Origin of the sequence: Streptomyces sp. NRRL S-378 (assembly GCF_000720645.1) — a bacterium.
Lineage (GTDB): Bacteria > Actinomycetota > Actinomycetes > Streptomycetales > Streptomycetaceae > Streptomyces.
On sequence record NZ_JOBX01000042.1, the window covers coordinates 23,760 to 41,720 of the forward strand.

Genomic DNA, 17,961 nt, shown 5'->3' on the forward strand with positions numbered 1-17,961 from the left:
CCCCGCAGTCCCCTGGACCCCGCACCGTATCGGCGCGGGGTCCAGTGCATCCGCCCCGGCTCCGCTCGGCGGGGGAGTGGCGCCCTTGACACCCCTTCGCGGGCTCGTGAAGCTGATGCGGCTATGAGCCGATCTCAACTTCCCGCAGGTAAAAGCCCGTTCACCGAATCAGCGGCCGCGCGCGCCGTACTGGAGGCCGTCCGCGACGCCGGCGCCCCACACCCCCACGATCTGCGCTTGCTCCGGCTGGGGGAGAACGCCCTCTTCGCCAGCCCCGCGCAGGGCCTCGTCTACCGGGTCGCTCGTTCCGACACCGCGCGGGACAAGGTCCAGAAGGAGCTCGCCACCGCCCGATGGCTGCTCGAACAGGGCTTCCCCGGCCTGCCGCCCCGCGACGAAATCCCCCAGCCGTTACCGGCGGACGGCCGGTTGGTCACCTTTTGGGAGTACGTGGCACCCACGGATCCCGAACCCGGGCTGGCGGATCTCGCCGCGCTCCTGCGCGATCTGCACGCGCTGCCCGCCCCCGACTTCCCACTTCCGGCCCTTGACCCCTTTCCGGTCATGCGCGAGCGGCTCCGTACCGCCGGAGCGCCAGGCGCCGGCGGATCGGATACGACGGTGTCCGAGAAGGACCTCGCTTTCCTCACAGCGGCCTGCGACGCGAACGACGCCGCCTTCCGTGACCTGGTCGCCTCCGATCCCGACGTCGGACTCGTCCACGGCGATGCGCACAGGGGCAACCTCCTGCGCGACGGTGGCCGGGTGCTGCTGATCGACTACGAGGCCGTGGCGCTCGGCCCGCGCAGCTGGGACCTGCTCCCCACTGCGACAGCCGTGGACCGGTTCGGCCTGGCGCCTTCCGAGTACGACGAGTTCTGCGCCCTGTACGGGGCGGACGTCACCCGACGGGACGAGTACCGGCTGCTGCGCACGGTGCGCGAACTCGGCATGACGACCTGGCTCATGCAGAACGTCCCCCACTCGGCCGCGGCCGCGGAGGAGTTCGCCATCCGGATGACCTCGTTGCGAGAGGGGGACCATGTCGCCCGCTGGCACGCCCTCTGAGCGCGGACCGGAACCGGCGGCTTCCCCGGAGGTCATGGCGCCGTTCGACCCGTACGTCTCGCGCCTCGGCACCAGGCTGACCACGGTGTACGCCACCTCCTGGACCTACGCCCCCGACATGGGTGACGGGGGCGACGGTGAGGTCGCGTCCCTGCGCCCGTCCGCGCTGCTGAACCTGGGGCGTCTCGCCGCGGCCTACGACCGTCATGCCGACCAGCTGCCGCGCGTCCTGCAGAGCGGGCGCCTGGACCCGGCCCTCTTCGACGCGCGCCGGTGGCGGGCCGCCGGGCAGGGTCCGCCGGCGGCAGCCACCCTCTGGCAGTTCGCGGCGCCGTCCGGCCAGATCGTGCTGGCCCTGACCCTCGACGTCGCCGCGCCGCTCCTGGGGTGCATTCCGCTCCTCGAGGACCTGTACTACGCCGAGGTCACCTTCGGGGGTGAGGACGTCGAGCAGCTGGCGGCCGCCCGGATCGGAACGGTCCCCTCGGGACTTCTGCCCGAAAGGCATCAGCTCGTCTTCCAGGCGTCCCCCTCGGCGAGCGACGTCCCGACGTCCGACACCGCGCAACGGATCATCTACCGGGCCGACCTCCCCGTCCGGCCGGGACTGGACCCGCTGTGCGCGCCCGACGAGCTCAACCGGCGCCCGACCACCTCGGGAGTCCTGGGCCCCTACGTGAGTCTGCTGACCGGCCACCAGGACTACGTGGAGAACGCCGCATTCCTCTCGGCCGTCCAGGCCGTCGCCTCTGCCGCCCGTCTCCGCGAGATCCGCGTGCTGGCGGAATCGTACGCACGCCGATTCCGCGCACGCCCCGACGGGGATGCCTCTCCGCTCGATCGGCGGACCCTCCTGGAGAGGATCACCACGGCCCAGGGGCACCTGGAACTGGAACTCGGCTACAGCGTCGAAATACCCGCCGACCTCGCCACCCTCATCCCTTCTCTGCGCCCCACCGCCTATCACTCGGCCCTCTACGAGGCCATGGGGCTCATCGCGCGCGCGGAAGCCGTCAGCCAGACGCTCCAGCGCCTCGGCAACGCCACGGCAGCCGAACTCACGTCGGTCGAATCGACGGAACTCCGCGCCGCGGACCGACGGCGGGTGCGGACCGTCGTAGCCGTCACATTCATCACGACCATCACGGCGACACTGGGTCTGCTCTTCGCCTTCTTCGGCATCAACGCAAGGGAAGTCGATGAAGGGCGCTCCATGTTCGACCCGGCTTACGTGCCGATCTACGGACTCATCGCCACCGTGCTCGTGCTGGGCTTCCTGGTGTACAGCGTCCTGCACGCCGTCGACCGGGCGGCCCTGCGCCGGTTCGCGGCACCCGCTCCCACCTGGCACGGGACACACAGGCTGCTGGCCGCTGAGCTGGGTACGGCGCTCCTCGACGGTCGGCCCCCCACGGTTCCGCGATCACGAAGCGCGGACGCCCCGGGCGCCCGGGACGAGTCGCCCCGGCCCGCCCAACCCTCACCCTGAGTGTGGGTGGGGGTACGTGCGGCAACGCGGCCGAACGCACGAGAGGCCGGTCGGGATTTCTCCTGACCGGCCTCTCGCCGTGGTGTCCGAGGGGGGACTTGAACCCCCACGCCCGATAAAGGGCACTAGCACCTCAAGCTAGCGCGTCTGCCATTCCGCCACCCGGACCGGGTGTGTGCGAAGGAGGACCCCGCCGAAGCGGGGTCCTCCTGTTGGTGTCCGAGGGGGGACTTGAACCCCCACGCCCGATAAAGGGCACTAGCACCTCAAGCTAGCGCGTCTGCCATTCCGCCACCCGGACCGGGTGTGTGCCGGTACTGAGTGGATCAGTGGGAGGAAGCAGCGTGAGCCAGGCGAGCGCGGGCAAGACCGTCTCCGGCGAGGACGAGGTCGTCGACCTCTGCCGGGACCTCATCCGGATCGACACCAGCAACTACGGAGACCACTCGGGCCCCGGGGAGCGCAAGGCGGCGGAGTGGGTCGCCGAGAAGCTCGCCGAGGTCGGGCTGGAGCCGCAGATCTTCGAATCGCACAAGGGCCGCGCCTCGACGGTGGCGCGGATCGAGGGGGAGGACCCCTCGCGGCCCGCGCTGCTGATCCACGGGCACACCGACGTGGTTCCGGCCAATGCGGCGGACTGGACGTACGACCCGTTCGCGGGCGAGATCGCCGACGGCTGCGTGTGGGGCCGCGGCGCCGTCGACATGAAAGACATGGACGCGATGACGCTGGCCGTCGTCCGCGACCGGATGCGCAGCGGCCGCAAGCCCCCGCGGGACATCGTGCTGGCCTTCCTCGCCGACGAGGAGGCGGGCGGCATCTACGGGGCCCGCCACCTCGTCGACAAGCACCCGGGGCTGTTCGAGGGCGTCACGGAGGCGATCGGCGAGGTCGGCGGGTTCTCCTTCACCGTGAACGAGAACCTCCGGCTCTACCTCGTGGAGACCGCCCAGAAGGGCATGCACTGGATGCGGCTCACGGTGGAGGGCACCGCGGGCCACGGCTCCATGACCAACAACGACAACGCCATCACGGAGCTGTGCGAGGCCGTGGGCCGGCTCGGCCGCCACCAGTGGCCGGTGCGCGTGACCAAGACCGTACGGTCCTTCCTGGACGAGCTGTCGGACGCGCTCGGCACCCCCCTGGACCCGGACAACATGGACGCCACGCTCGCCAAGCTCGGCGGCATCGCCAAGATGGTCGGCGCGACCCTGCGGAACTCGGCGGCCCCGACGATGCTCGGCGCCGGCTACAAGGTCAACGTCATCCCGGGCCAGGCGACGGCCCACGTCGACGGTCGTTTCCTGCCGGGTTACGAGGACGAGTTCTTCGCCGACCTCGACCGCATCCTCGGCCCCCGCGTGAAGCGGGAGGACGTGCACGGCGACAAGGCGCTGGAGACGGACTTCGACGGCCGGCTGGTCGAGGCGATGCAGGGCGCCCTGAAGGCGGAGGACCCGATCGCGCGGGCGGTCCCGTACATGCTCTCGGGCGGTACGGACGCGAAGTCCTTCGACGACCTCGGCATCCGCTGCTTCGGCTTCGCGCCGCTGCAGCTGCCGCCGGAGCTGGACTTCGCGGGGATGTTCCACGGCGTGGACGAGCGGGTGCCGGTGGAAGGGCTGAAGTTCGGGGTGCGCGTGCTCGACCGGTTCATCGACAACGCCTGAGATTCGAGAAGGTGTGCGCATTCCACTGAGAAGAGTGAATGCACTCATACGCTCGTAGCCCTGGTGATCCCTCCTCGTTACAGGTGGTGCGGTCCGCGGCTGGGACCGCACTTTGCCTACTAGGAGGAACAATGCTCAAGAAGGTTGTCGCCGCTGCGGCTGCCACCGGTGGTCTGGTTCTCGCGGGTGCGGGTCTGGCCGTCGCCGACGCGGGTGCCCAGGGTGCGGCCATCGGCTCCCCGGGTGTCCTGTCCGGCAACGTCGTCCAGGTCCCGGTCCACATCCCGGTGAACGTCTGCGGCAACACCGTGTCCGTCATCGGCCTGCTGAACCCGGCCTTCGGCAACACCTGCGTCAACGCCTGACGCGTCTGAAGTCTTCGGCCCCGGAGCGCAATCCAGCGCTCCGGGGCCACCGGGCTTTTACGGCCCGGAACCACTTTTCGGAGTACCAGGCGGGGGAGCCTGGACGGCCGGGCCTCCGAGCGCCCGCCCGACACGTACACACCAGGGGACGAGTACAGATGCGACGACCGGCACAGGTCACCAGGAAGACCCTGATCACCATGGCTGCCGCGGGGGGTGTCCTCGCGCTGGCCGGGGGCCACGCACACGCGGATTCCGGCGCTTCGGGGCATGCGAAGAACTCCCCGGGCCTGCTGTCCGGGAACACCGTGCAGGCGCCCGTGGACGCGCCCGTGAACGCCTGCGGGAACACGGTGACGGTGGTGGGGGGCCTCAACCCGGCCTTCGGGAACCACTGCGCCAACGGCTCGGGCCACGGCAAGCCGGGCCACCCCGGTCACCCGAGCAACCCGGGTCACCCCGGGAATCCCGGCCACCCCGGGAACCCGGGTAACCCGGGTAACCCGGGCGACGATGAACCGTGCGACGACCACCCGGGCAACCCCGGGAACCCCGGCAACCCCGGGAACCCCGGGAACCCCGGGAACCCCGGAAATCCGGGGAATCCTGGCACCCCGGGTAACCCCGGGAACCCGGGCAACCCTGGCAACCCGGGTAACCCCGGGAATCCGGGGAACCCCGGCAACCCCGGCAACCCGGGGAACCCCGGCACCCCGGGCAACCCCGGCAACCCTGGGAATCCGGGTAACCCCGGCACCCCGGGCAACCCCGGTACGCCTGGCACCCCGGGTAACCCCGGCACCCCGGCCAACCCGGGTACGGGTACTCCCGGTACGGGAACCGGCACCGGCACCGGCATCGGGGTGAACCCCGGTCTCGCCGCGACCGGGTCCGGCGACGTCCTGACCGCCGGCCTCCCCATCGCGGGTGGCCTGCTGCTCGCCGGCACCGTGCTCTACCGGCGCTCCAGGAACGCCGCCTGACGGACGCTCACCACGCGGGCCCCGCCCCCGGGGCCCGCGTTCACCAGGTGGCGCGGACCTGACGGATGATCCGGCGGCGCAGCCGCACGCGGCGGCTGCCGTCCCGGTGCAGGCTCAGCCGGTCGATCTCCCAGTTCCCGTACTCGGCATGGTCGGTCAGCAGGCGGGTGGCCTCCTTGCGAGGAACCCCGCGGGGCACGTACACGTCGACAAATTCGTATTCCGGCATCGCATCTATTGTGCGGGCACAGCCCTGCTACGGATAGCGTCTGCTCTATGTCTGATGCCGCTCTGCCCACTGTTGCCGAGGTCCGCGCCGCCGCCGAGGCGGTCAAGGACGCGATCGACCGCCACCTCGCCGCGGTCGAGCGCAGGATCGGGGACGAGGATCCGGACGTCTACGCCGCCTTCAACGAACTCGCCGCCGCCGCCGAGGAGTACGACGAACTCCTCTACGACCGCTACGACGAGGTCACGCCCTTCGAGATCCCGACGCCCGAGGACGGCGTCCCGTACACCGGCCCCGCCGAACCCGCAGCCTTCAGCGTGCTCATCCGGCGCGACTACGCCGTCGTCGAACCGGCGCGGCTGATCGCGCAGGCCGAGCGGGTCGCCGCGCACGACCTGGACGCCGACTTCGCCCACGACGGCGGCACCGCGGACGCCCTCGGCGTGCTCTTCGGGGAGTACGAACCCGACGAGATCGCCGCCCGCTCCAAGGACTTCGGGCTGGAGGAGGGCGACTCCACGCTCTGGATCTCCGCCTCGGAGGAGATGGCGGAACCGGGGGAGTGGCTGGGCTCGCCCTTCGGGCACATCGACCCGCAGGACGTGCTGCACCGCTTCGACGTCAGTTCCGTCTTCGACGAGGAGACGGACGAGTTCGACGACACCGAGGAACAGGCGCAGGACGAGGACCGGGACGGGGGCCGGACCGCCCGGCCGGGACTGACCCCCGCCTGACACCGTGACCGCGCACCGGCGCGGCCCGGCATCCGTGGCCTCCCGCCCCTCGGGGCGGGAGGCCACGGCCGCCTACTGCTCCGGCTGCCCGCCCGCCGCCGCGAGGGCCTTCAGCAGACCCGTCAGCCGCGTCGTCCGCGGCTTCGGCAGCACCTCGGCGACCGCGCGCGGCAGCGCCTGGTCGACGCCGTGCACCACCGACAGGTGCCGAGCGGCCCGCCCGAACGCCGTGTAGACCCAGTCCCGGGACAGGGCCTGCGCCGCGTCACCCGGCAGGACCACGACCACCGCCGGCCAGCGCGAGCCCACCGCCTGATGCGCCGTCACTGCCCAGCCGTGCCGCACCTGGGACTCGACGAGTTCCTTCGGTACGACGATCCGCGCGCCCGCCTGCTCCAGGTGCAGCCCCTGCGCGTCCGCCGACACCACACGGGCCGGTACGGCCCGCCCCGGGGACGGCACGTGGACCACCCGGTCGCCGGGGTCGAAGCCGCCGAACCGGCCGGGACCGGGATTGAGCCGCTCCTTGAGCGCGGCGTTCAACGCCCGCGTCCCCGCGGGGCCGCCGTGCCCGGGGGTGATCACCTGAACGCCGTCCGCCGGGACCCCGAAGGCCCGCGGCACCGACTCGGCCACCAGCTGCACGGCGCGGTGCACGGCCTCGCCCGCGTCCTGCACCGGGACGATGACGACCTCCTTGCCGGGGGCGTCGACCTGGTTCAGCTCCCCGATCCCCACGCCCGCGACCAGCTCGCCGAGGGGACCCGGGTCCGGGGTACGGGAGACCAGCTGCGGGCAGGTACGCGCCGCCAGCACATCGGCGAAGACCCGCCCCGCCCCCGCGGAACCGAGCACTCCCGGGTCGCCGGACAGGACCAGCCGGGCGCCGTCCGGGACGCCCTCGACCAGCGCGGCCGCGCTCTCCACGTCCAGCTGCGGCGCGTCCAGCACGACCAGCAGGTCCAGCGCGAACTGCCCGTCCTCGTCCCGTCCGGGCCCCTCGAGGCCGGAGAGCAGGCCCGCCACCGTCACCGCGTCCGGGCCGGCGCCGGGCGCGTGCGCGGCCACGCAGACGCGCAGGCCCAGCTCACGGGCCGCCGCGGCCAGAGCGAGCGGTTCGGCCCGGGCGGCCTCACCACCGGTGTGGGTGACCAGACCGTGGCCCGCGACCGCGCGGATCAGCTCGCCCGAGGACCGGTCCGGCGCGGCCGAGGCGGCCTGCTCCCAGTCCGCCGGCCCGTCGAAGGTGCCGGACAGCCGGGCCAGGCCGTCGGCCAGGCTCTCCTCGGCCATCGCGGCGCCCTCCAGGCCCACGAGGATCCGTACCGGCTGCTCCTCGCCCTCCTCCACCGGCGGGCCCAGGGGCTCGTGGAAGACCAGTACCGACGCCTCCGCGATGGCCTGTTGCAGCGCCTCGGCCGGATCGGGCACGCCGTACTGGGCCAGGGCCTTCTCCAGGACCGGGGCCTCCAGCGCGGTGTGGCCCTTCAGGCCGGCCTGGTCCAGCAGCCAGCCCACCAGGACGGCCGTACGGCGCTCGTCCCCGGGACCGGCCCCGGCGCCCAGCAACGCGCGGGCGAAGCCGTCCGCCTGCGTCGGCCGTACGGCGGGTACGGCCAGCAGCCGCCACGGGTTCTCCGCGAGCTCCTCGGCGGCGCCGTCGCCCAGAGCCGCGGCCACGGGACCGGCCAGCGACTCGGGAGCACCACCGCGGGCCAGGACGGCCCGTACGCCGTCGACGGCGTCGGCGGAGGGTACGGGGGCCGCCTTCGGCGCCGGAGCGGCCGGGCGGGGTGCCGGGGGAGCGGGGGCCGCCTTGCGGGGCGCGGCCGGGGCGTCGTCGAAGTACACGGCGGAGGGCTTCGCGCCGCTCTCCACGGCCCGTACGGCGGCCAGCAGGTCGGCGGCCTTCCCGCTGAGCTTGGCGCCGGCGTCGACGGGATGCTCCCGTTCGGCCTTGCGGCGGGCGATCCGCTCCCGCTCGACCTTCTGCGCGGCCAGCTCGGCCTGAGCCTCACTGAGCCCGCCGCCTGCGGCGGGCTCGGCACCCCCGTCTGCTGCGCCCTCGGCCTCCGGCCCGCCCTGCGCCCCGTCCAGGCCTTCCGCGTCGGCGGCATCGGCCTCGGGCTCGCCCGAAGAGGGCTGCGCCCCCTCCAGGTCTGCCTCGTCGGCGGCATCGGCCTCGGGTTCGCCCGAAGCGGGCTGCGCCCCCTCCAGGCCTTCCGCGCCGGCGGGATCGGTTTCGGGTCCGTCCGGGTCGGCCTGCGACCCCTCCAGGTCTGCCTCGTCGGCGGCATCGGCCTCGGGTTCGCCCGAAGCGGGTTGCGCCCCCTCCAGGCCTTCCGCGCCGGCGGGATCGGTTTCGGGTCCGTCCGGGTCGGCCTGCGACCCCGCCGGGTCTTCCGCGTCAGCGGTTTCGGCTTCGGCCTGACGGTCCGTGCTCACAGCGTGCTCCAGTCCTGATCGGGATAGCGGTGCTCCGGCGCCGAGACGTCGTCCAGCGCCCGGCAGATCTCCTCGGGAAGACTAAGCGCCTCCACCGACAACGCCGCCGCGAGCTGCGCCGACGTCCGCGCGCCGACGATCGGCGCGACCACCCCCGGCCGGTCCCGGACCCACGCCAGCGCCACCTGGAGCGGGGTCACGGCCAGGCCCTGCGCCGCCGTCACCACCGCGTCCACGATCCCGGCCGCCGCGTCGTCCAGGTACGGCTCCACCAGCGCGGACAGGGCCGGCGAGGCGCCTCGGGAATCCGCCGGAGTGCCCTCCCGGTACTTGCCCGTCAGCACTCCGCGCCCCAGCGGGGACGAGGGCAGCAGGCCGACCCCCAGGTCCAGCGCGGCCGGCAGCACCTCCCGCTCGACGCCGCGCTGCAGCAGGGAGTACTCCATCTGCGTCGAGGCGATCCGGCTCCGTACCCCGGGAGCCGCGAGCTGCCAGGTCGCCGCTTTCGCCAGCTGCCAGCCGCAGAAGCCGGCCACTCCGGCGTACCGGGCCCGGCCGCTGCTCACCGCCAGGTCGAGGGCCTGCAGGGTCTCCTCCACCGGGGTCACCGGATCGAAGGCGTGCACCTGCCAGAGGTCGACGTAGTCGGTGCCGAGCCGGTCCAGCGAGTCGTCGAGGGCCGCGAGGAGATGGCCGCGCGAGCCGTCGAAGCGCCGGTCCGGGTCCCGGACGCTGCCCGCCTTGGTCGCGATGACCAGGTCCCGGCGCGGCACGAGGCCGCCCACCAGCCGCCCCAGGAGGTACTCCGCCTCCCCGCCGCCGTACACGTCGGCGGTGTCGACGAGGGTGCCGCCCGCCTCCCAGAACGTCTTCACCTGTTCGGCGGCGGCTTCCTCGCCGGTGTCGCGGCCCCAGGTGAGGGTGCCGAGGCCGATCCGGGAGACGCGCAGTCCGGTGCGGCCGAGATGCCTCTGCTCCATGAGCGCTGAGACTACTGGGGCGCTGACGTGGAGCGCCCGGGCGCGCTACAGTCCCCGCACACCAACGTTACTGATCGGTACACCGGTAAGGGGACGACACATGCGGCTCGGCATCAATCTCGGTTACTGGGGCGCGGGCATGGACTCCGACAACCTCGCCGTCGCCCAGGAGGCCGACCGCCTGGGATACGACGTCTGCTGGGCCGCCGAGGCGTACGGATCCGACGCGCCGACCGTGCTCTCCTGGGTCGCCGCCCAGACCGAGCGCATCGACGTCGGCTCCGCGATCATGCAGATCCCGGCCCGCCAGCCCGCCATGACCGCCATGACGGCGGCCACCCTGGACTCCCTCACCAAGGGCCGCTTCCGCCTCGGCCTCGGCGTCTCGGGCCCGCAGGTCTCCGAGGGCTGGTACGGCGTCACGTTCGACAAGCCGCTCGCCCGCACCCGCGAGTACGTGGAGATCGTCCGCAAGGCCATGTCCCGCGAGCGGCTGAGCTACGAGGGCGAGCACTGGACCCTGCCGCTGCCGGGCGGCCCGGGCAAGCCGATCAAGCTGACCGTGCACCCCGAGCGCGAGCACATCCCGCTCTACATCGCCGCCATCGGGCCCAGGAACCTGGAGCAGACCGGCGAGATCGCCGACGGCGCCCTGCTGATCTTCCCGGCCGCCGAGCACCTGGAGGCCACCGCGCTCACCCACATCCGGGCGGGCCGGGAGAAGGCCGGTCTCACGATGGACGGCTTCGACGTCTGCCCGACCGTGCCGCTGGCCCTCGGCGACGACGTGACCGCCCTCGCCGACATGTTCCGCCCGTACACCGCCCTCTACGTGGGCGGCATGGGCAGCCGGAAGCAGAACTTCTACAACCAGCTGGCCCAGCGCATGGGCTACGAGAAGGAAGCCGCCGAGATCCAGGACAAGTACCTGGCCGGTGACAAGGCCGGTGCGGCCGAGGCCGTCCCGCATTCGCTGATCGACTCGACGACGCTGCTCGGCCCGGTCGCGCGGATCGCCGACGGGATGCGGGCCTACGCGGAGGCCGGCGTCACCACCCTCACGCTGGCCCCGGCCGGCTTCACCCTGGACGAGCGGATCGCCGCGCTGCGCGCCGGCACCGAGGCCATGGAGCTCGCGGGCCTCGCCTGAGCCGGCTGCCGCGGGAAGGCTCTGCGGCCGTGGTGGGGGCTCGGGGGGTCTTCCCCGCCACGGCCGACACAGCGAACAACGCCCCGGACGCCCGCGGGGTTACGCACGGCGCCCGGCCCGGGGGTTCGTTCATTCGGACGAGTGGTGCCACCTCGCGGTTGCCCGCCGCGCGGAGCGGCGTTTGACTCGTTGCATGCTCTCTGCCCGCAGCCTGTTCCAGGAGATCGTCGACAACGACGACTCCTTCCAGCTGTTCTGCTCCATCGCCGCCAGCGGGGAAGCCCAGGGCGGCTGGGAGAACGCCCGCATCGCGGCCCTGGTCCCGGACGCGATGCGCGACCTCGCGCCCAAGATCACCCGGCACGGCGCCGACGAGGACAAGCACGGCCGGATCTTCCACGCCCTGCTGCGCAAACGCGGCCTGCAGGCCGTCCCCGTACCGCCCGAGACCGACTACACGATGCTGCTCGAACGCCGCGGCATCGGACTGGCCCACGACAAGCTGCGCCGGCAGGAGGCGCTCAGCGAGGAGGACATCGTCGTCTACCTCGCGCACAGCCGGGTCACCGAACAGCGCGCCGCCGACCAGATGGACATGCTGGTCAAGTACTTCGGCGACCACCCCCTGGTGGGCAAGGCCATCCACATGATCAGCAACGACGAGGACAACCACCTCGCCTACTGCCACGAGGAACTGCTGAGGCTGGCCCGCGCCGGGCACGGCAGGACCATCCAGCGGGTGCTGCGCGAGAGCGCGCTCGCCGAGATCGCCGTCTACCGCGACGTGAGCCTCGCCGTCATGGACCACATGGGCCGGCTGCTGCACTGGCCCGCGCCGAAGGCGGCCCTGCTGGCCGCCGGCATCCGCGGGATGTACGCGTACGAGCGCTTCAGCGGCTGGCACCGGATGGTCGACCTGCGGATGCCCGAACGGCGCAACGCCCTGGGCGGCGCACCCCTCACCACGCCCGAATACGCCTGACCGCCCGGGGCGGGCCAGGACACCTGGAGCCGGGACACCCCTGGAGCCAGGACCCCTGGAGCCAGAACACCCCTAGAGCCAGCCCCGGCGCTTGAAGAGGCGGTGCAGGCCCAGACAGACGCCCGCCATCAGCACCAGCACCCCCGGATAGCCCCACCACCGGTGCAGTTCCGGCATGTGGTCGAAGTTCATCCCGTAGATCCCCGCGACCATCGTGGGGACGGCCGCGATCGCAGCCCAGGCCGAGATCTTCCGCACGTCGTCGTTCTGCCGCAGGCCCGTCTGCGCGAGATGCGCGGCCAGCGCGTCCGACAGCAGACGGTCCAGGCCCTCGATGTACTCGCTCGCCCTGGTCAGGTGGTCGGCGACGTCGCGGAAGAAGGGCCGGGCGTGCTCATGGACGAACGGCACCTCGCCGAAGGCGAGCCGTTCCATCGGCGCCAGCAGCGGGTTCGTCGCCCTGCGGAACTCCAGCACCTGCCGCTTGAAGCCGTAGATCCGGGCGGCGGTGTTCTTGGTGTCCGAGGCGTTCGGGGCGAAGACCTCCGCCTCCAGCTCCTCCAGGTCCGACTGCAGTTCGGCCGCCACCTCGATGTAGTGGTCCACCACCGCGTCGGACACCGCGTACAGCACCGCCGTCGGGCCGTGCCGCAGTACGTCCGGCTCCTGCTCCAGCCGGTGGCGCACGGCGGTCAGCGGGGCCCCTTCGCCGTGCCGGACCGTGACGACGAAGGAGTCGCCGATGAACAGCATCAGTTCGCCCGCGGACACCGTGTCCGTGGCCTCGTCGTAGAGCACCGGCTTCAGCACGACGAACAGCGAGTCGTCGTACACCTCCAGCTTGGGGCGCTGGTGGGCGTTGAGCGCGTCCTCCACCGCCAGCGGATGCAGGCCGAACTCCCGGCGGACGTGATCGAACTCCGCCTCGGTCGGCTCGTACGTGCCGATCCAGAGGAAGGCGTCACCGCTCGCCCGGGCCTCGTCCAGGGCGTCCGAGAAGTCCTTCGGACCCTCGGCGCGACGTCCGTCCCGGTAGAGCGCGCAGTCGACAATCACGCCGAACATTCTCCCCCTCCGCCGACGGGCCCGCACCCGTCCGGCACCGCCTACGCTGGCCCTCATGGCCACGCTGATCCTCGTACGACACGGGCGGTCCACCGCCAACACCGCAGGGCTGCTCGCCGGGTGGACCCCCGGCGTGGGCCTCGACGAGCGCGGCGCCGAGCAGGCCGCCGCGCTCCCCGGACGGCTGGCCGGCGTGCCGCTCGCCGCCGCCGTCACCAGCCCGCTCCAGCGCTGCCGCGAGACCCTGGCACCCCTGCTGGCCGCGCGGCCCGAGCTGGAACTCCACACGGACGAGCGGATCGGCGAATGCCACTACGGCGACTGGTCCGGACGCAAACTCTCCGAACTCTCCGAAGAACCGCTGATGAAGATCGTGCAACAGCACCCGTCGGCGGCCGCCTTCCCCGGCGGCGAGTCCATGCGGGCCATGCAGGCGCGCGCCGTGGACGCGGTACGGGACTGGAACGCGCGGATCGAGGAGAGCGACGGCAGCGACGCCGTCTTCCTGATGTGCTCGCACGGCGACATCATCAAGTCGCTTGTCGCGGACGCCCTGGGCATGCACCTGGACCTCTTCCAGCGCATCCACGTCGACCCCTGCTCAGTGACGGCGATCCGCTACACGCCGACCCGCCCGTTCGTGTTCCGGCTGGGCGACACCGGGGACTTCGGCTCCCTCGTGAAGCGACCGGCCGCACCGGAGCCCGTCGCCTCCGACAAGGATTCCGAGGACGCCGGGAACGCCGTCGTGGGGGGCGGCGCGGGCGCGGTGTGATCGCACGGCGCAGTAGGGTGGACGGGCCCACACAAGGGCGCAGATCCGCCCCCGCCACCGAGACTTGGAGACTGGACGTGCCCCGTCAGGTGTTCCTCTACGACCCGCCGGACCGCTTCGTGGCCGGCACGGTCGGCTTGCCGGGACGCCGTACGTTCTTCCTGCAGGCCTCCTCCGGCCCCCGCGTCACCAGCGTCTCCCTGGAGAAGACCCAGGTCGCCGCACTGGCCGAGCGGATGGACGAGCTGCTGGACGAGGTCGTGCGGCGCACCGGCGGAAACGCCCCGGTCCCGGCCATGGCACCCACGGAGGCCGCCGACACCGCCCCGCTGGACGTCCCCGTCGAGGAGGAGTTCCGCGTCGGCACCATGGCCCTGGCCTGGGACGGCGAGGAACAGCGGATGATCGTCGAGGCCCAGGCCCTGGTGGAGCTCGACGCCGAGTCCGACGAGGACCTCGCCGAGGCGGAGGAGCGGCTGCTCCAGGACGAGGAGAACGGCCCGCCGATGCTGCGGGTCCGCCTCACCGGCGCCCAGGCCCGCGCCTTCGCCAAGCGCGCCCTGGACGTGGTCAACGCCGGCCGCCCGCCGTGTCCGCTGTGCAGTCTGCCGCTGGACCCGGAGGGCCACGTGTGCCCGCGCCAGAACGGCTACCGGCGCCAGGCGTGACGGGCCAGGGGGACATGCGGGGACACACGCGGGGACACGCGCAGGGGCCCCCGCAGGGACGCATGGAGGAACTGCTCGCCAAGGGCGAGCTGACCGTCGTCGGCCGGATCCGCGAGGCGTCCAACGCGGTCCTGCTGTGCACCGTCACGTACGACGGGACGAGCGCCGACTGCGTCTACAAGCCGGTCAAGGGGGAGCGGCCGCTGTGGGACTTCCCCGACGGCAGCCTCGCCCAGCGCGAGGTCGCCGCCTACCTGGTCTCCGAGGCCACCGGATGGGGCCTGGTGCCCGCCACCGTGCTGCGCGACGGGCCCTACGGCGAGGGCATGGTCCAGCAGTGGATCGAGTCCCGGCAGCCGCAGGACGACTCCCCGGAGGACGGGCTCCTCGCACTGGTCGAGGGCGAGGAGGCCGGTGAGGGCTGGAAGCCGGTGGCCTTCGCGGAGGTCGGCGAGGGCCGCACCGCCCTGCTGGTCCACGCCGACGACCCGAGGCTGCGCCGGCTCTCCGTCCTCGACGCCGTGATCAACAACGGCGACCGCAAGGGCGGCCACCTGCTGCCCGCGCCCGACGGACGGATCTACGGCATCGACCACGGAGTGACCTTCCACACCGAGGACAAGCTGCGCACCCTGCTGTGGGGCTGGGCGGGGGAGCCGCTGACGGACGAGGCCCGCGGGGCGCTCACGGCGCTGGCCGGGGAACTGGCCGAGGGAGCCCCCCTCGCCACCCGGCTGGCCGAACTGATCACGGCGGCCGAGCTGGCCGCCGTACGGGAGCGGGTGGCGCACATGCTGCGCACCGGAAAGCACCCGCAGCCGTCGGGGCAGTGGCCGTCGATCCCGTGGCCACCGGTCTGAACCGGCCATCGGCGGTACGCACAGAACCGGCCAGACCGCAAGAGCGCCGATCAAGACAACAGTGCAGGTCCAGTTCGTTTCCGGAACATCCGTCCGGTTAGGCTCGACACATGCATGCCTGGCCCGCTTCTGAGGTCCCCGCCCTGCCCGGCAAGGGCCGCGACCTCCAGATCCACGACACCGCGACCCAGGGGACGATCACCCTCGCCCCCGGTCCCGTCGCCCGCATCTACGTCTGCGGCATCACCCCGTACGACGCGACCCACATCGGTCACGCGGCGACCTACAACGCGTTCGACCTCGTGCAGCGCGTGTGGCTCGACACCAAGCGGCAGGTCCACTACGTCCAGAACGTCACGGACGTGGACGATCCGCTCCTGGAGCGGGCGCTGCGCGACGGCCACGACTGGACCGAGCTGGCCGAGCGCGAGACCGCGCTCTTCCGCGAGGACATGACGGCCCTGCGGATGCTGCCGCCGCAGCACTACATCGGAGCCGTCGAGGCCATACCCGGCATCGTGCCGCTGGTCGAGCGGCTGCGGGACGCGGGCGCCGCGTACGAACTCGAGGGCGACATCTACTTCTCGGTCGAGGCCGACCCGCACTTCGGCGGCGTCTCCCACCTCGACGCCGAGGCGATGCGGCTGCTCTCGGCGGAGCGGGGCGGCGACCCCGACCGGCCGGGGAAGAAGAACCCCCTGGACCCGATGCTGTGGATGGCGGCGCGTCCGGGCGAGCCGAGCTGGGACGGCGGCTCGCTGGGCCGCGGCCGGCCCGGCTGGCACATCGAGTGCGTCGCGATCGCCCTGGACCACCTGGGCATGGGCTTCGACATCCAGGGCGGTGGCTCCGACCTCGCCTTCCCGCACCACGAGATGGGCGCGTCGCACGCGCAGGCACTGACGGGCGAGTTCCCGATGGCCAAGGCGTACGTCCACGCCGGCATGGTCGCCCTGCACGGCGAGAAGATGTCGAAGTCGAAGGGCAACCTCGTCTTCGTGTCGGCGCTGCGCCGTGCCGGGGTGGATCCGGCGGCGATCCGCCTGGCGCTGCTCTCGCACCACTACCGGGCGGACTGGGAGTGGACGGACGCCGTTCTCGACGAGGCCGTGGCCCGGCTGGACCGGTGGCGCGCGGCGGTGTCCCGGCCGGACGGCATCCCGGCGGACGCGGTCCTCGAAGAGGTCCGCGAGGCCTTGGCGAACGACCTGGACGCCCCCGCGGCACTGGCCGCCGTGGACCGCTGGGTGGACCTCCAGAACGCCACCGACGGCGACGACGAGTCGGCCCCGGGCCTGATCTCCCGCACGGTCGACGCCCTGCTCGGCGTGGCGCTGTAGCCGCCCGCGGGCCGTGTTCCGGGGGCGCCGCCCCCGGACCCCGCGCATCGAACGCCGGCGGGGCTGAATGATCAGCCCCGCCGGCGTTCTGCGCGCGAGCACCACCTGTCCGGGCGCAGCCGCGGGCCCCGCCGCGGCGCCGCGCGGTTCACGCCTTCGGGGGGCCCTCCTCCTCGGGCGGGGCCTCCGGCGGCTCGTCCCCCGAGGGGTCGGGCTTCCGCTTCGGCGGACGTGTCAGACCGCTCGACGTGTCCCGCAGGTACGAGCCGTCGCCCGGATCGGCCGCGGGGCCCGCCGCCGGATCGCGCCGGCGGAGGTAGCGTTCGAACTCGCGCGCGATCGCGTCGCCCGAGGCCTCCGGCAGGTCCGCGGTGTCCCGGGCCTCCTCCAGCGTCTGGACGTACTCCGCCACCTCGCTGTCCTCGGCGGCCAGTTGGTCCACGCCCAGCTGCCAGGCCCGGGCGTCCTCCGGAAGCTCGCCCAGCGGGATCCTGATGTCGATCAGGTCCTCCAGCCGGTTCAGCAGGGCCAGCGTCGCCTTCGGGTTCGGCGGCTGCGACACGTAGTGCGGCACCGCCGCCCACAGCGACACCGCCGGCACCCCCGCATGCGTACAGGCCTCCTGGAGGATGCCCACGATGCCCGTCGGGCCCTCGTACTTGGTCTCCTCCAGGTCCATCGTCCGCGCCAGGTCCGCGTCCGAGGTGACCCCGCTCACCGGCACCGGCCGGGTGTGCGGCGTGTCCCCGAGGAGCGCCCCTAGGATGACGACCATCTCCACGCCGAGCTCGTGCGCGAAGCCCAGGATCTCGTTGCAGAACGACCGCCACCGCATGGACGGTTCGATTCCGCGCACCAGCACCAGGTCGCGCGGTTTGGCCCCGCCGATCCGGACCACCGACAGCCGTGTCGTCGGCCACGTGATCTTCCGTACCCCGTTGTCCAGCCACACCGTCGGCCGGTTGACCTGGAAGTCGTAGTAGTCCTCGGCGTCCAGAGCCGCGAAGACCTCGCCCTTCCACTCCCGGTCCAGGTGTGCGACCGCACCGGAGGCCGCGTCACCCGCGTCGTTCCAGCCCTCGAACGCGGCCACCATGACCGGGTCGATCAGCTCGGGCACGCCCTCAAGCTCGATCACCCAGGTCTCCTTCCGAAGTT

General features: G+C 72.6%; 17 protein-coding genes and 2 tRNA genes. 12 read left to right on the forward strand and 7 right to left on the reverse strand.

Features of this window, described 5'->3' with window-relative positions; genetic code table 11:
• Nucleotides 1-123 precede the first annotated feature (123 nt).
• Nucleotides 124-1,068 (forward strand): phosphotransferase enzyme family protein, encoded by a 945-nt coding sequence (locus tag IH80_RS0126080; RefSeq protein WP_030963733.1) that lies wholly within the window; start codon nucleotides 124-126, stop codon nucleotides 1,066-1,068.
• Between the two features lie 34 nt (nucleotides 1,069-1,102).
• A complete protein-coding gene (locus tag IH80_RS0126085) occupies nucleotides 1,103-2,557 on the forward strand; it encodes a hypothetical protein (RefSeq protein ID WP_234432389.1) in 1,455 nt (484 codons plus the stop codon).
• Between the two features lie 80 nt (nucleotides 2,558-2,637).
• Here the strand turns inward: IH80_RS0126085 and IH80_RS0126090 are convergent.
• A tRNA-Leu gene (locus IH80_RS0126090) sits at nucleotides 2,638-2,725 on the reverse strand.
• Nucleotides 2,726-2,770: 45 nt separating this feature from the next.
• Nucleotides 2,771-2,858: transfer RNA gene (locus tag IH80_RS0126095), tRNA-Leu, on the reverse strand.
• Between the two features lie 43 nt (nucleotides 2,859-2,901).
• On the opposite strand from IH80_RS0126095, the gene IH80_RS0126100 reads away from it, so the two are divergent.
• The 3 genes from IH80_RS0126100 to IH80_RS47210 all read left to right on the forward strand — a co-directional run bounded on the left by IH80_RS0126100 (nucleotide 2,902) and on the right by IH80_RS47210 (nucleotide 5,575).
• Nucleotides 2,902-4,227 carry a M20/M25/M40 family metallo-hydrolase gene (locus IH80_RS0126100; protein WP_030963735.1) on the forward strand — a complete coding sequence of 442 codons (1,326 nt, stop codon included), beginning with the start codon at nucleotides 2,902-2,904 and terminating at the stop codon, nucleotides 4,225-4,227.
• Nucleotides 4,228-4,358: 131 nt separating this feature from the next.
• A complete protein-coding gene (gene chpH / locus IH80_RS0126105; RefSeq protein WP_030963738.1) occupies nucleotides 4,359-4,592 on the forward strand; it encodes a chaplin ChpH in 234 nt (77 codons plus the stop codon).
• A gap of 158 nt (nucleotides 4,593-4,750) precedes the next feature.
• Nucleotides 4,751-5,575 (forward strand): chaplin, encoded by an 825-nt coding sequence (locus IH80_RS47210; RefSeq protein WP_051809936.1) that lies wholly within the window; start codon nucleotides 4,751-4,753, stop codon nucleotides 5,573-5,575.
• Between the two features lie 40 nt (nucleotides 5,576-5,615).
• Here the strand turns inward: IH80_RS47210 and IH80_RS0126115 are convergent, their stop codons facing one another.
• Nucleotides 5,616-5,804: a DUF5703 family protein gene (locus IH80_RS0126115; protein ID WP_030037337.1), complete on the reverse strand. Its 189-nt coding sequence runs from the start codon at nucleotides 5,802-5,804 to the stop codon at nucleotides 5,616-5,618.
• A gap of 47 nt (nucleotides 5,805-5,851) precedes the next feature.
• Here IH80_RS0126115 and IH80_RS0126120 point away from each other — a divergent pair, with 47 nt between their 5' ends.
• The gene (locus tag IH80_RS0126120; protein WP_037881142.1) at nucleotides 5,852-6,538 is read left to right on the forward strand and encodes a hypothetical protein; all 687 of its coding nucleotides are present in this window, start codon (nucleotides 5,852-5,854) and stop codon (nucleotides 6,536-6,538) included.
• A 72-nt stretch (nucleotides 6,539-6,610) separates the two neighbouring features.
• Here the strand turns inward: IH80_RS0126120 and IH80_RS0126125 are convergent, their stop codons facing one another.
• Both IH80_RS0126125 and IH80_RS0126130 read right to left on the reverse strand, forming a co-directional pair.
• Nucleotides 6,611-8,983: an ATP-binding domain-containing protein gene (locus IH80_RS0126125; RefSeq protein ID WP_051809938.1), complete on the reverse strand. Its 2,373-nt coding sequence runs from the start codon at nucleotides 8,981-8,983 to the stop codon at nucleotides 6,611-6,613.
• Nucleotides 8,980-9,963, reverse strand: a complete 984-nt coding sequence (locus IH80_RS0126130) for an aldo/keto reductase (RefSeq protein WP_030963744.1) — start codon at nucleotides 9,961-9,963, stop codon at nucleotides 8,980-8,982. Before IH80_RS0126130 ends, IH80_RS0126125 begins: the two co-directional genes overlap by 4 nt.
• Before the next feature lie 100 nt (nucleotides 9,964-10,063).
• On the opposite strand from IH80_RS0126130, the gene IH80_RS0126135 reads away from it, so the two are divergent.
• Together IH80_RS0126135 and IH80_RS0126140 are read left to right on the forward strand one after the other, a co-directional pair.
• Entirely contained in the window at nucleotides 10,064-11,113 is a 1,050-nt protein-coding gene (locus tag IH80_RS0126135) for an LLM class F420-dependent oxidoreductase (RefSeq protein ID WP_030963745.1), read from the forward strand.
• 193 nt (nucleotides 11,114-11,306) lie between these two features.
• Nucleotides 11,307-12,095 (forward strand): hypothetical protein, encoded by a 789-nt coding sequence (locus IH80_RS0126140; protein WP_030963746.1) that lies wholly within the window; start codon nucleotides 11,307-11,309, stop codon nucleotides 12,093-12,095.
• 72 nt (nucleotides 12,096-12,167) lie between these two features.
• Here the strand turns inward: IH80_RS0126140 and corA are convergent, their stop codons facing one another.
• Entirely contained in the window at nucleotides 12,168-13,160 is a 993-nt protein-coding gene (gene corA / locus IH80_RS0126145; RefSeq protein WP_030963748.1) for a magnesium/cobalt transporter CorA, read from the reverse strand.
• 55 nt (nucleotides 13,161-13,215) lie between these two features.
• Here corA and IH80_RS0126150 point away from each other — a divergent pair, with 55 nt between their 5' ends.
• The 4 genes from IH80_RS0126150 to mshC all read left to right on the forward strand — a co-directional run bounded on the left by IH80_RS0126150 (nucleotide 13,216) and on the right by mshC (nucleotide 16,803).
• A complete protein-coding gene (locus IH80_RS0126150; protein WP_030963749.1) occupies nucleotides 13,216-13,935 on the forward strand; it encodes a histidine phosphatase family protein in 720 nt (239 codons plus the stop codon).
• A gap of 77 nt (nucleotides 13,936-14,012) precedes the next feature.
• Nucleotides 14,013-14,603, forward strand: coding sequence for a DUF3090 domain-containing protein (locus IH80_RS0126155; protein WP_030963750.1), 591 nt, complete (start codon nucleotides 14,013-14,015; stop codon nucleotides 14,601-14,603).
• A gap of 14 nt (nucleotides 14,604-14,617) precedes the next feature.
• A complete protein-coding gene (locus IH80_RS0126160) occupies nucleotides 14,618-15,463 on the forward strand; it encodes an SCO1664 family protein (RefSeq protein WP_386392504.1) in 846 nt (281 codons plus the stop codon).
• A gap of 110 nt (nucleotides 15,464-15,573) precedes the next feature.
• The gene (gene mshC, locus IH80_RS0126165; RefSeq protein ID WP_030963752.1) at nucleotides 15,574-16,803 is read left to right on the forward strand and encodes a cysteine--1-D-myo-inosityl 2-amino-2-deoxy-alpha-D-glucopyranoside ligase; all 1,230 of its coding nucleotides are present in this window, start codon (nucleotides 15,574-15,576) and stop codon (nucleotides 16,801-16,803) included.
• Between the two features lie 148 nt (nucleotides 16,804-16,951).
• Here mshC and IH80_RS0126170 read toward each other — a convergent pair whose 3' ends face one another.
• Entirely contained in the window at nucleotides 16,952-17,941 is a 990-nt protein-coding gene (locus IH80_RS0126170; RefSeq protein ID WP_030963754.1) for a PAC2 family protein, read from the reverse strand.
• Between the last annotated feature and the right edge of the window lie 20 nt (nucleotides 17,942-17,961).